The sequence below is a fragment of the Massilia sp. Leaf139 genome, from assembly GCF_001424165.1.
GTDB lineage: Bacteria > Pseudomonadota > Gammaproteobacteria > Burkholderiales > Burkholderiaceae_D > Telluria.
In genome coordinates, this window is record NZ_LMOJ01000025.1 from 23,901 (window position 1) to 37,291 (window position 13,391).

General features: G+C 65.0%; 10 protein-coding genes. 8 read left to right on the forward strand and 2 right to left on the reverse strand.

Annotated elements, in window-relative coordinates:
* Positions 1 to 4: 4 nt before the first annotated feature.
* Both ASF77_RS17900 and ASF77_RS17905 read left to right on the forward strand, forming a co-directional pair.
* A complete protein-coding gene (locus tag ASF77_RS17900; RefSeq protein ID WP_056342380.1) occupies positions 5 to 1,021 on the forward strand; it encodes a GNAT family N-acetyltransferase in 1,017 nt (338 codons plus the stop codon).
* A 1-nt stretch (position 1,022) separates the two neighbouring features.
* Positions 1,023 to 1,679: an N-acetyltransferase gene (locus ASF77_RS17905; RefSeq protein ID WP_056342383.1), complete on the forward strand. Its 657-nt coding sequence runs from the start codon at positions 1,023 to 1,025 to the stop codon at positions 1,677 to 1,679.
* 26 nt (positions 1,680 to 1,705) lie between these two features.
* Here the strand turns inward: ASF77_RS17905 and ASF77_RS17910 are convergent, their stop codons facing one another.
* Together ASF77_RS17910 and ASF77_RS17915 are read right to left on the reverse strand one after the other, a co-directional pair.
* Entirely contained in the window at positions 1,706 to 2,671 is a 966-nt protein-coding gene (locus tag ASF77_RS17910; protein ID WP_056342386.1) for a hypothetical protein, read from the reverse strand.
* 99 nt (positions 2,672 to 2,770) lie between these two features.
* Positions 2,771 to 3,844 (reverse strand): GNAT family N-acetyltransferase, encoded by a 1,074-nt coding sequence (locus ASF77_RS17915; protein ID WP_162244870.1) that lies wholly within the window; start codon positions 3,842 to 3,844, stop codon positions 2,771 to 2,773.
* 414 nt (positions 3,845 to 4,258) lie between these two features.
* Between ASF77_RS17915 and ASF77_RS17920 the strand changes: the two genes are divergently transcribed.
* The 6 genes from ASF77_RS17920 (at position 4,259) to ASF77_RS17945 (ending at position 13,117) form a co-directional block, all read left to right on the forward strand.
* Positions 4,259 to 5,551, forward strand: a complete 1,293-nt coding sequence (locus ASF77_RS17920) for a nucleotide sugar dehydrogenase (protein ID WP_056342392.1) — start codon at positions 4,259 to 4,261, stop codon at positions 5,549 to 5,551.
* A 105-nt stretch (positions 5,552 to 5,656) separates the two neighbouring features.
* Positions 5,657 to 6,724, forward strand: coding sequence for an SDR family oxidoreductase (locus ASF77_RS17925; protein WP_056342396.1), 1,068 nt, complete (start codon positions 5,657 to 5,659; stop codon positions 6,722 to 6,724).
* 22 nt (positions 6,725 to 6,746) lie between these two features.
* Positions 6,747 to 8,150 (forward strand): TIGR03013 family XrtA/PEP-CTERM system glycosyltransferase, encoded by a 1,404-nt coding sequence (locus ASF77_RS17930; protein ID WP_056342398.1) that lies wholly within the window; start codon positions 6,747 to 6,749, stop codon positions 8,148 to 8,150.
* A gap of 58 nt (positions 8,151 to 8,208) precedes the next feature.
* Positions 8,209 to 10,314: an XrtA/PEP-CTERM system histidine kinase PrsK gene (gene prsK / locus ASF77_RS17935; RefSeq protein WP_056342401.1), complete on the forward strand. Its 2,106-nt coding sequence runs from the start codon at positions 8,209 to 8,211 to the stop codon at positions 10,312 to 10,314.
* A gap of 26 nt (positions 10,315 to 10,340) precedes the next feature.
* Positions 10,341 to 11,702 (forward strand): PEP-CTERM-box response regulator transcription factor, encoded by a 1,362-nt coding sequence (gene prsR, locus ASF77_RS17940; protein ID WP_056342403.1) that lies wholly within the window; start codon positions 10,341 to 10,343, stop codon positions 11,700 to 11,702.
* Positions 11,699 to 13,117 (forward strand): right-handed parallel beta-helix repeat-containing protein, encoded by a 1,419-nt coding sequence (locus ASF77_RS17945; protein WP_056342407.1) that lies wholly within the window; start codon positions 11,699 to 11,701, stop codon positions 13,115 to 13,117. The genes prsR and ASF77_RS17945 overlap by 4 nt, the downstream gene beginning before the upstream one ends.
* The last annotated feature ends 274 nt before the right edge of the window (positions 13,118 to 13,391 follow it).

Below are 13,391 nucleotides of genomic sequence, written 5' to 3' on the forward strand. Positions count from 1 at the left end.
CGGGATGCCGCTCGATACCCAAGCGCTGGCGCCGGCAAGGCGCGGTTTCGTGCGCGCGCATACGTCCGCGGCCTGGGAACAGGCGTATTTGCCGGGCAACGGCTGGCGCGGCCCGCTGGCGGTGGTGCGCGCCCCCGGCGCCGAAGTCGCCTTCGCCCAGAAACGCGCTGGCAAGCTGCACCTGTGGGCGCTGGCCGGCTATTACTGGCCGTGGCGCGGCGTGGCCCTCGAACCGGGTGCGGGCGAGGGCGCGCTGGCCGGACTTGCCGACGAAATGACCCGGCGGCCACCTGGCGCCCTGCTGCGCATGGGCCCGCTCATCGAGGACGATACCGATACCCAGGGTTTTATTTCTCTGCTGCGCGTGCGCGGCTGGCGCGCCCTGAAACAGGAAACCGGGCAGGTGTTCGAACTGGCATTGCCGGCCTCGACCGAGGCACTGCAGGCGCAGGTCAGCGCCTCGCTGTGGAAAAACATCGCTTATTTGCGCCGCCGCCTCGACAAGCAGGGCGCGGTGAGCACCGAACGGCACCGCCTCACCCCGGAACAAGCCGCCCTGCTGCTGCAGCGCGCGGCTCTGGTCGAGCAGGCTTCCTGGGTGGCCCAGCAGGGCGAGCAAGTCAAGCTCGTCGGCACGCAGAACCAGGCCTACTGGGCCGGACTGGCGCAGCACGGCGGGCCGGAGGTCGTGCTGTGGCTGCTCTCGACCGGCGGACGCGACATCGCCTATTCGCTGCACCTGGAGACGGAGCAGACGATGTGCATCGTCGCCAACGGCTACGACGAGGCTTTCAAGGCGTCCAGCCCGGGCTCGCTGCTCTCGCTCGACATCTTCCAGGAAGCGATTGGACGCGGCCTGCGCCTGGTCGACTGGGGGCAGGGAGATTCCGGCTACAAGCAGCGCTGGGGTGCGAAGCCGGGCGCGCGCATGATGGATCTGATCCTGTTCAAGCCGGGCTTGGTCGGCGCGCTGGGCTACCGGCTGGCGCAAAAGGCCCTCTCCAGCTGGAGCCCGCTCTAGCATGCGCGCGCTGCTGAACCACGAACGGGTGGCGCTGCTGCGCGAACGCGGCGGCCCGCGCAGCCTCGGTTTCTGGCTGCTGCGCAAGGCGCTGGCGCTGGACGTGTACACGCTGTTCGCGCTGCCGCTGCGCGACGCCGGCACGGCATGCCCGCCGGGCTGCACGCTGCTGCGGCTCGTCTCCGAAGAGGATTTGACGCACTGTCCGGACGCGCTGCTCGACCAGATCGGGCCGCATACCGGCATCGGCGTGCGCAAGGTGCTGGCGCAGGGTGGGCGGATTTATGCGCTGGTCGAAGACGGCAAGGTGCGCTCGCAGACGCGGATCGACGTCGGCAGCGCCCGCACCGACACGCCGTGCGCGCTCACCTGCGAAGTGGGCGCACGTAACGCCTTCCTGAGCTTCCTGTACACGCACCCGGCCAGCCGGCGCGGCGGCTGGGCCAAGAAGCTGCTGGTCGCGACCGCGTCCAGCATGGCGCGCGAAGGATTGCAAACCTGCTTCTCGCACGTGCAGGCAACCAACCTGCGCTCCATCAACACGTTTCTGAGCCTGGGCTGGCAGCGTGCCGGCTGGCTGCTGGCCAGCCGTGGCGGACGCTACCTCGGCACGGTCGGCGCGCAGCGCGCGCTGCGCGTGCTGCGCCGACGCGCCTGAGGCCCCTGACCTGGGCTAGCGCAGCCTCAGGCCGCGCGCGGCGTGCGCCGCCGCTCGGTGGCGCCGAGCACGGCCACCATGCGCGGCGAGACCGCCGCCGCCGACCAGTCGCGCGGTGCGCGCAGGCACCAGGCGGCATAGGCGCACAGGGGATTCTTGCGGAATAACTGGCGCGCCTGCGCCGGCTGCTCGGCGATCCAGCGCCCGACCAGGGTCTGCACCGTCGTCGCGATCAGATGCGGCGGGTGGCGCCTGACGACCAGGTGCTCGCGCACGGCCCGGCTTTCCAGCTCGCCCTGGGCCTGGCGCAGGATGCGCTTCCACTGCCCGACAATGCTTTTATAGGTGAGCCGGCCCAGCCCTCGTACCGTCCAGGTCGCCTCGGGCGCCACCACGATGTTTTTCTTGTCCCAGACATTCGAGGCCGGATCGAGGCGGAACATGAGCAGGCTGCTGGTGACCGAATCCGTCCGGTACAGTCCCAGCGGCAGGCGGAAACCCGAGTCGCGCAGTTGCTGCATCGCCTGTTTGCTGAGGACGTGCAGGTTGCCCTGGAAGCCGCCCTCGCGCAGCATGATGGCGCGGGTACTTGCCGCCGAGCGCCCGCTCGAGGGTATCCCGCTGGCCGCCAGCGCTTCCGGGGAGGCCGTCAGCGTGCGTTTCAGGGCATCGAGGGCGTTTTCCTCGATTTCGACATAGCCGTCGAGGAAAAACGCATCGCCCTGGCCCGGCCAGATGCGGTGCACGTATTCGTTCCAGGCATGCGCCTTGTCGCCCTGCTTGATGCTCCAGAAGCGCAGCTGGCAGGGCGGGCGGTTGTCGAATGGGGTCTCGGTGATGTCCTGCGCCAGGCGCTCGTTGCCATTGACCAGAATGTCGATGGCGACGTTTTTGCCCTTGCAGGCGCGGATGACGGAGTCGATACAGTTTTTCAGGGTCGCGACATCTTCGCGGGACGCGATGATCGCGACCGATCGCGGCTCGGCATGCATAAGTATTAAAATCCAGACAAAATTTTATTGTAGTGCTGGATCGTTTTTATGCGCCACGCGTTTGAACTGGCGCGCACGGCCGGCCTCGCCAGGCCGGTATCACAAGGTAATGTAACGGCGCAGGCGCGGCCCCAGGCTGTTGGTCACCGCCAGCGGCAATTTCTGCCAGGCGCTTTCGATCAGCGGGCGCAGCGACGCGGCCTTGCCGCCGCTGGCAGCGGGCACGCCGGCCGGCGCCACACCCTGCGCATCCCATTCCTTCCAGTCGAGCGCAACCGGTTGCGCGCCCCATTGCTTCTTGAATTTATACGTCCCCTCGCCGAAGGTCGAGCGGCCGAAGTCGAACTGGCGCACGCCGCGCTCGCACAGCTGCGCCTGGATCGTCCAGTACAAGAGCATGTTCGGCGCCAGCGCGTTGTACTCGGCCAGGGTCGAGGCCCAGGGAATGACGGCCTTGTCGCCGCACAGCAGCACCCAGCCGGCGCCGACCGCTTTGTTTTCATGCCGCACCAGCACGATGAACATGTCGCCGGCGGCGCCGTAGTGGCGCGCCACCGCATCAAACCAGGCACGGCTGTGCGGCGGGCTGCCCAGGCGGCGCATGTTGCGGCTGTAGATGTCGTAGAAGGCGGCGATCGCCTCGGCGCCGCTGGCCACTTCGGCAGTGAGGCCGTTCTTTTCCGCCTTTTTGACCTGGCTGCGCAGCTTGGGCGGATAGGACTGCATCAGGGCTGCCGCGCTGTCGGGCAAGTCCAGCACCATGCGCACTTTTCTGCCTTCCAGCGCGGCCTCGTCGAGGACGTGGTCGGCCGAGCAGCGCAGTTCCAGTCCGGCGGCGCGCGCCGGCGCCACGTCCTGGCGCAGGCGCGCCGCCAGCGCCGCCTCGACCTCGGGCGACACGCCCAGCGCGCCGCCGATGTCGCAAAACGGCAACGAGATCCAGCGTGGACGCGACAGCGGACGCGCGACTTCGCACAGGGGTAACAGACCCGCCAATGCACCGTCGCGGTGCGCCACCAGTACCTTGCCGGGATACCCGTAGGCATGCGCCACCGCCCGCCGCCAGGCCGTCAGCTGGTAGGCATTGCCCTGCGGATGCGCCCGTACAAAGGCGTCCAATGCCTCGTGGCCCGGGGCGTCGTTGTCGAGATAGGAAAAAATAAGGTCGTTCAAGCGCTGCTCCACGGTGGCGATCGGTGTTTCTCCCGACGCATGATAGATCGCGCAAGATTGTAAACGATCGACAACATATTTCGCGCTGCAATCCAAATGTGTGCAGCGCGCACGATTCATTTTCTTGCGGAACTTGTCAGACAGAAAATGCTATATTGCGCAGTGTCATTGAACGGCAGAGTCATCAGGCCGTGCGCTGCGACCGAAGTGCGCCTGACGGCAGGCGGCCAATATGGTCGAGCTGCGACAGAAGGGCCATCACGCACGCCATACGGCTGCAAATACAACAGCGGTCATCAAACTGTGTTGTTGATCGCGTATAAACGAGCTTGCTCAGTTGAGGCAAGTCTAGTTCCCATGCTATATTAAATATTGGCATAATTGCAAAATTTTATTCGATAACGGAAGCTGATAATGAAAGCAGATCAGGTCGTCGCGGTAGTAGGACTGGGTTACGTCGGGTTACCGCTGGCAGTGGAGTTCGGCAAGAAAGTACGGACGATTGGTTTCGACCTGTCGGCGTCGAAAATCGAAAACTACAAAAAATTCATCGATCCGACCGGTGAAGTCTCGACCGAGCAGCTGCAAGCCGCGCGTCAACTCGAAGTCACGACCGATGCCAGCCTGCTGGCTCAGGCGGACTATGTCGTCGTCGCCGTGCCGACCCCGGTCGACATCGCCCACAACCCGGACTTCACGCCGCTGATCGGCGCCAGCACCACGGTCGGTAAAAACCTGAAGCCGGGCGCGATCGTCATCTTCGAATCGACCGTGTATCCGGGCGCGACCGAGGAAGTCTGCATCCCGCTGCTGGAAAAGCATTCGGGCACCAAGTGGAAAGAAGGCTTCCACGTCGGCTTCTCGCCGGAGCGCATCAATCCGGGCGACAAGGAACACACGCTGACGACGATCCTCAAAGTGGTCTCCGGCGACGACGCCGAGACCCTGGAAAGCGTCGCCCAGCTCTACGAAACCGTGATCACCGCCGGCGTGCACCGCGCCTCGAGCATCAAGGTCGCCGAAGCGGCGAAGGTCATCGAAAACACCCAGCGCGACCTGAACATCGCCCTGATGAACGAACTGGCGATCATCTTCGACAAGATCGGCATCGACACCCTGGAAGTGCTGAAAGCCGCCGGCACCAAGTGGAACTTCCTGCCCTTCCGTCCGGGTCTGGTCGGCGGCCACTGCATCGGCGTCGATCCCTACTACCTGACGCACAAAGCCGAAATGGTCGGCTACCACCCGCAGGTGATCCTGGCCGGGCGCCGCATCAACGACGGCATGGCCAAGTTCGTGGCCGAAAAGACCGTGAAATCGATGATTTCGTCGGGCTTCCAGGTCAAGGGCGCGAAGGTCAACGTCATCGGCCTGACCTTTAAAGAAAACTGCCCGGATCTGCGCAACTCGAAAGTGGCCGACATCGTCCACGAGCTGCAGAGCTACGGCGTCGACGTCCATGTGTGGGATCCGCTGGCCGACGCCGACGAAGCCCAGCACGAATACGGCATCACGCTGGAGAAGGACTGGGCCAGCCTGCCGCAGGCCGACGCCCTGATCGCCGCCGTCCCGCACAAAGAGGTGCTGGCGATGTCGCTGACCGATTTCCAGTCCAAGCTGAACAACGGCGGCTGCTTCATCGACGTCAAGTCGCAGTTCGACGAGAAGGCCATCCGCGAGGCTGGTTACTGCGTCTGGCGCCTGTAATACCAGACCACTGCAAAGCCGCCGTCCGCGCGGCTTTGCTTCCCGTAGCGCCACATCCGGCACGGGAAGGTCAACCTCGCACTATCGAGAAAGTGTTCTGAAACTGTGAATAAGATTCAAGACGTTAGGCAGCAACTGGGCCAGCACAGCCATCATTGGCTGGTGACCGGCGCTGCCGGCTTCATCGGCTCGAACCTGGTCGAGGCATTGCTTCGGCTCGGCCAGCGCGTCACCGGGCTCGATAATTTCGCGACCGGACACCGCCACAACCTGGAGCAGGTGAAAGAATCTGTCACGAATGAGGCCTGGATGAAATTTAATTTCATCGAGGGCGATATCCGCAACCCCGCCGATTGCGCGCGCGCCTGCGCCGGCGTGGACTTTGTTCTGCACCAGGCCGCGCTCGGCTCGGTGTCGCGTTCGATCGACGATCCCGTCACGACCAACGACGTCAACGTCACCGGGTTCCTGAACATGCTCGTCGCCGCGCGCGACGCCAAGGTCACGCGCTTCGTCTACGCCGCCTCGAGCTCGACCTATGGCGACCATCCCGATCTGCCGAAAGTCGAGCACGTGATCGGCAATCCGCTGTCGCCCTACGCCGTCACCAAATACGTCAACGAGCTGTATGCGAACGTGTTCGGCCGTACCTACGGCATGGAGACGGTGGGCCTGCGCTACTTCAACGTGTTCGGCCCGCGCCAGGATCCGCATGGTGCCTATGCCGCCGTGATCCCGCAATGGGTGGCCGCGCTGATCCGTAACCAGCCGCTGCGCATCAACGGCGACGGCGAGACCAGCCGCGACTTCTGCTACATCGACAACGTCGTGCAGGCGAACCTGCTGGCCGCCATGGCCGCGCCCGAGGCCGTGAACCAGGTCTACAACGTCGCGCTCAACGAGCGTACCAGCCTGAACGGCCTGTACGCGATGATGCGCGACCTGCTGCGCCCGCGCTTCCCGCATGTGGACGGGCACCAGCCGCACTACGTGGATTTCCGCCGCGGCGACGTGCGCCATTCGCAAGCCGATATCGGCAAGGCCGCCACGCTGCTCGGCTACGCGCCGACGCACCGGATCGGCGAAGGCCTGCGCCAGGCCATGGACTGGTATGTCAACGATCTGCAGAAGCAGGACGCCTCCGGCGCGTCCGCGCAGTCTGGATCGCAATAAGTAAGAAGAATCGGAGGCTGACGTGTTCAGGATTTCTAACCATTACGTGTCGAAGATCGTATCCGTCCTGCTGGTCGTGGAAGTGCTGGTGCTGCTCGGCGCCGCCTACGCGGGCGCCGCGCTGCGCTACATGGACATCGGCACCACGGTGACGGTTCCGTCGCTCGACCATTTCTTCACCTCGGCCGTCGCCTTTGCGCTGGCGATCGTGTTCAGCATGAGCGCAATGGGCATGTACCAGCTCGATTTCGAGGAAGGCCTGCGCCACCCCTTCCTGATGAAGCTGATGCCGTCCTTCGTGATGGGCTTCCTCATCCTGACGCTAGTGTTCTATGTCGCGCCCGAGCTGTCGTTCGGACGCAGCATCCTGGTGCTGGTGTTCGCGCTGTCGGCGGTCGGCATCTTTGTCGCGCGCATGATCTTCTTTAAAACGTCGGAAGCGCGCTTCCTGCAGTCGCGCATCATGTTCCTCGGCGGCGGCCCGCTGGCCAAGGAATGCAGCGAGCTGGCCGAGCGCGCCAACCGCTACCACCGCTACGACATCGCCGGCTTCATTCCCGCCCCGGGCGAGGAACTCTGCGTCGAAAGCAGCAACCTGCTCAAAATGCGCGAGGACGATTCGCTGGTGAAGCTGGCGCGCCAGTACAACGTCTCGGAAATCGTGGTCTCGGTGCAGAACCGCCGCGGCGGCTTCCCGATCAAGGAACTCCTCGACTGCAAGCTGCAAGGCTACAAGGTCACCGACGCCGCCACCTTCTTCGAACGCGAAACCTGCCAGATCCGCGTCGATTCGATCCAGCCGAGCTGGCTCGTCTTCGGCGGCGGCTTCGACCAGAGTTTCGTGCGTATCTTCATGAAGCGCACCTTCGACCTGGTGTGCAGCACGTTGATCCTGGCGCTGACCTTCCCGCTGATGATGCTGGCCGCGCTGGCCGTGTGGCTGGAAGACCGCGGCCCCGTCTTCTATTCGCAGGAGCGCGTGGGCAAGGACGGCAAAAGCTTCTTCGTCCACAAATTCCGCAGCATGCGCGCCGACGCCGAAAAGAGCGGCAAGCCGCAATGGGCCGCCCAGAACGATCCGCGCGTGACCCGCGTCGGCAACTTCATGCGCAAGACCCGCATCGACGAACTGCCGCAGATCCTGAACGTGTTCAAGGGCGAGATGTCCTTCGTCGGCCCGCGTCCGGAGCGTCCCTATTTTGTCGAGCAGCTGATCGAAGTCGTCCCGTACTACAATGTCCGCCACAGCATCAAGCCGGGCATCACCGGCTGGGCCCAGGTGCGCTACGGCTACGGCTCCTCGGCCGAGGATGCGCTGCAAAAGCTGCAGTACGACCTGTACTACGTGAAGAACAACAGCCTGTTCCTCGACTTCCTGGTCTTGATTAATACCTTGAAAGTTGTCCTCTTCCGCAGTGGCCGTTAATCGCCGGTTGCAGGCGCGATAACGTTTTATACCGGGCCGGCGTGCCCGGTTCGTCTACATGGATAGTGTCTCTCTCACCAGTATCGCCACCTACAGCTATGGCCTCGCGGCCGTCGGCTTCCTGCTGCTGGGCGTGCCGCTGCTGACCAGCTGGCGCGGGCGCGCGCACGGCCCGCTGCTGGTGGCGGCCTGCCTGATCTCCTGCTTCTGGTCGGCCTCGCTGGCCTGGGCCGCCACCGACCTGCTGATGTGGACGGATCTGTCCGATGGCTTCGAGGTGGCGAGAAATGCCGTCTGGTCGCTGTTCCTGGTGGTGCTGCTGGGCGACTGGCGCGATCCCGACAGCAAGCTGCCGCTGAAATTGCGTCCGGCGCTGTTCGCCGCCGCCGTCTGCTACTGCCTGGCGCTGATCGCCGCCACCCTCGGTTACTGGGATCTGGCGCTGATGGAAAGCGTGCTGCCGGTGATGGCGCGCGTGGCGCAGGCGGTGGGCGGCATGCTGCTCGTCGAGCAGGCCTACCGCAACAAGACCACGCAGGAACGCTGGGCCATCAAGTTCGCCTGCCTCGGCATCGGCGGCATGTTCGCCTACGATTTTTATTTGTACAGCCACGCGATGCTGTTCCGCGAGGTCGACCCCGACATCTGGGCCGCGCGCGGCGTCATCAACGCCTTCACGGTGCCGCTGCTGGCCCTGTCGATGCGGCGCGCCAAATCCTGGCGCTCGCCGCTGGCCGTGTCGCGCCGCGCGATGTTCCATTCGGCCGCCCTGTTCGGCTCGGCCATCTACTTGCTGGCGATGGGCTCGGCCGGCTACTACCTGCGCTATTTCGGCGGCAGCTGGGGCACGGTGATGCAGGTAACCTTCCTGTTCGGCGCGCTGCTGCTGCTGGCCGGGATCCTGTTCTCGGGCACCTTCCGCGCCTGGCTCAAGGTTTTCATTTCCAAGCATTTCTACAGCTACGGCTATGACTACCGCGAAGAGTGGATGCGCTTTACGCGCACCCTGTCGGAAGCGGGGCCGCACCTGGGCGAGCGCACCGTGCAGGCGGTGGCGGCGCTGGTCGAAAGTCCGGGCGGCGCTTTGTGGCAGCGCCGCGAGGGCAGCAACGGCAGCGGCAACTTCGAGCCCGTCGCCGGCTGGGACGTGCCGCTGCCGGACGTGATCGAGGCGGCCGACGGCTCGCTGTGCCGCTTCCTCGAATCGACCCAGTGGGTGATCGACCTCGGCGAATACGCCGATGCGCCCGACAAGTACGAGGGCCTCGCCTTGCCCGAATGGCTGCTGTCCTGGCCGCGCGGCTGGCTGGTGGTGCCGCTCATGATGGGCAATAAACTGTCCGGCTTCGTCGTGCTGCAGACGGCGCGGAGCCGTGTCAAGCTGAACTGGGAAGTGCTCGATCTGCTCGAAATCGCCGGCAGCCAGGCCGCCAGCTACCTGGCCCAGCAGGATGCGGCCAACGAACTGATGGTGGCGCGCCAGTTCGAGTCCTTCAATCGCATGTCGACCTTCGTCGTGCACGACCTGAAAAACCTGGTCTCGCAGCTGTCCCTGATGAATGCGAACGCGGAAAAGCACAAGCACAATCCGGAGTTTCAGGCCGACATGCTGGAAACGGTGTCCTTGTCGGTGCAGAAGATGCGCCTGATGCTGCAAAAGCTGTCGCGCATCGACGTCGAGGAAAAGCCGGTGCCGCTCGGGGTCGACCAGGTGGTGCGCCAGGCAGTGGCGAACAAGGCGGCTTTCGAGCCGCGCCCGCAGCTCGACGTGCGCGACACCGGCCTGCGCGTGCTGGCCGACCGCGAGCGCCTGGAACGCGTGGTGGGCCACCTGATCCAGAACGCGATCGAGGCGACGCCCAAGGAGGGCAGCGTGACCATCGTGCTGGCGCGCGACGAAGGCGCCGCCGCCGATTCGGCGGTGCGTATCGAAATCACCGACACGGGCGAGGGCATGAGCGAGGAATTCATTCGCGAGCGCCTCTTCAAACCATTCGAATCGACCAAGTCGGCCGGCATGGGCATCGGCGTGTTCGAAAGCCGCGAATACATCAACGAACTGGGCGGCCGCCTGGAAGTCTCCAGCAGGCCGGCGCTCGGCACCACTTTCAAAGTCATCCTGCCCCTCTACAAGCAGGATGCGCTGCTCGAACGGGCAGCCTGATATCGGGATTAGCTACAAGGATTATCGTGACCCAGAATAAACAGAAACTCCTGATCATCGAAGACGATCCCGGCCTGCAAAAGCAGCTCAAATGGAGCCTGGACGCCTACGACGTCGCCGTCGCCGGCGACCGCGAAGCGGCCCTGGCGCAGATCCGCCGCCACGAACCGGCGGTGGTGACGATGGACCTGGGCTTGCCGCCCGATCCGGACGGTTCGACCGAGGGCCTCGCCACGCTGCAGCAGATCCTGGCGCTGGCGCCGGACACGCGCGTGATCGTCCTGACCGGCAACCAGGATCACGCCAACGCCGTGAAAGCGATCGGCCTCGGTGCGTATGACTTCCACCAGAAGCCGTGCGACCCCGAGGTGCTGAACCTGGTGATCCAGCGCGCCTTCTTCCTGCACGAACTGCAGCAGGAAAACCGCCGCATGCAACAGCAGCAGGCCGATTCGCCGATGGCCGGCGTGATTTCGCGCGCCCCGTCGATGCTGAAAATCTGCCGCAACGTGGAAAAGGTCGCGCCGACCTCGGCCTCGGTGATGCTGCTCGGCGAATCCGGTACCGGTAAAGAGGTGCTGGCGCGCGCCGTGCACGCCCTGAGCCCGCGTGCCAAAGAGCGCTTCATGGCGATCAACTGCGCGGCGATTCCGGAAAACCTGCTGGAGTCCGAACTCTTCGGCTACGAAAAGGGCGCCTTCACCGGCGCGGCCAAGCAGACCAAGGGCAAAGTCGAACTGGCCCACGGCGGCACCTTCTTCCTCGACGAAGTGGGCGACTTGCCGATGCCGCTGCAGGCGAAACTGCTGCGCTTCCTGCAGGAGCGCGTGATCGAGCGCATCGGCGGGCACGAAGAGATCCCGGTCGACGTGCGCATCGTCTGCGCGACGCACCAGAAGCTGAAGGAATTGTGCGCGCAGGGGCGCTTCCGCGAGGACTTGTATTACCGCCTGTCCGAGATCGTGGTCACCATTCCACCGCTGCGCGAGAGAGAAGGCGACGCCGCGCTGCTGGCCCACCATTTCAAGAACAAATTCTGCGCCGCCGAAGGACGCCCGTCGCTGCACTTCGCACCCGATGCGATCGCCGCGATCGAGGCCTACCCATGGCCGGGCAATGTGCGCGAAATGGAAAATTACATCAAGCGCGCCGTCATCATGGCCGACGGGAACACGATCGTCGCCGACGACCTGGGCCTGCCGGGAGAGGGTGCGGAGGAGGAGCCGATCAACCTGCGCCAGGTGCGCGACGAGGCCGAATACAAGGCCATCGTGAAAGCGCTGGCGCGGGTCGACGGCAACATCGTCAAGGCTTCCGAAATCCTCGGCATCAGCCGCCCGACCATGTACGACCTGATGAGCCGTCACAACATCAAGACCGGCCCATGAAGCTGTTGACGGTGCTGGCCGTGCCGCTGGTGCTGGGGGCGGCGGCGGCCGGCGCCGGCCTGGCTTTCCTGCAGTCGGAGGGCGTGACGCCGCGCGCGCTGGCGCCGTATCTCCTCAAGCGCAGCAGCGGCCATAACGACCTGATCGAAGCGGCCGGCCGCTTCACTGCGGCCACGCTGCTGCGCTTCGACCGCGGCGAGATCGCCCCGTATGCGCCGCCGGCGCTGGCCATCGGCGCCCAGCCGGTAAGCGCCGCCGCGCTCGCCGGGCGCGAGCGCCTGGTCGCCACCAGCGAGGAAGCCTGGCGCGCCATCGCCAACGCGAGCCCGGGCGAGGTCATCACCCTGCTGCCCGGCGTATACCCCCTGCGCACCACCGTCTATGCGAGCCGTGCCGGCAGTGCCGCCGCCCCCATCGTCGTGCGCGCCGCGCGGCCCGGCACGGTGCGCATCGACGTCGCCGCCGCTGAAGGATTTACGGTGACGGCGCCCTACTGGCGCTTCGAGAATTTAACGCTGCACGGCGCTTGCCGCTACGCCGACAGCTGCGACCATGCCTTCCACGTGGTCGGCGATGCCCACCACTTCGTCGCCCGTAACAACACGCTGCGCGACTTCAACGCCCACTTCAAGATCAACGGCGAGCGCGGCGCCTTTCCGGATCACGGCCTGATCGAGTCGAACACCCTGGCCAACGGGACACCGCGCCAGACCTCGCATCCGGTCACGCCGATCGACCTGGTCGCCGCCAGCGACTGGACGATTCGCGCCAACCTGATCCACGATTTCATTAAAACCGGGGGCGACCGCATCAGCTACGGCGCCTTCGCCAAGGGCGCCGCCGAGCGCACCGTCTTCGAGCGCAACGTGGTGCTGTGCGAGGCGCTGCTGGCCAGCCAGCCGGGCCAGCGCATCGGCCTCTCCTTTGGCGGCGGCGGCACCGGCAAGCCGTATTGCCGCGACGGGCGCTGCATCACCGAGCACGATGGCGGCAGCATGCGCGCGAATCTGGTCGCGGGCTGCGCGGACGTCGGCATCTACCTGAACAGCGCGGCGAATACGCACCTCACCGACAACACCGTGCTCGACACGGCCGGGATCCAGGTGCGCTATTCCACCAGCGGCGCGAGCCTGAACGGCAACCTGGTCGACGGCCCGCTGCGCGCCGACGAGGGCGGCGTGCTGCGCGTGGGGGACAACCGCGCCACGCCGATCTGGCAGCTCTATGTCGGCCATCATCCGCAGCGCGGCCTGTTCGCCGATCCGGCGCGGCTCGACCTGCGCTGGGACGGCACGCCGCCGCGGCGCACGGCGCAGGATCCCGCAGCCGGCCTGTGCGGCGCGGCGCGCGGCCCGCAACGCGCGTATGGCGCTTTCGACGACTTCCGCTCCTGCCTACGCGGCGTCACACCCTGAGGCTGGTACGCCTTCGCTCGACGTGGCCGGCGCGCTGTCGCGAATAAGGTGAACAGGAGCGCTACGCTAGCGAGGGCCTCGGTATCCGCACGACGCGTTATTGACGAAAAAAGCCATTCTCATCCATTGCAAATATTTATCAAAGAATATCTTCTATTAGGGCTTTGCATCTGAAGCGATTCCGGCATCGGCATTATCGGAATTTATGTAGAACAATATTTTTTAATAGAAACTTGGTTGTGTATGGCACTAACCACTTGGTCACAAATATCTG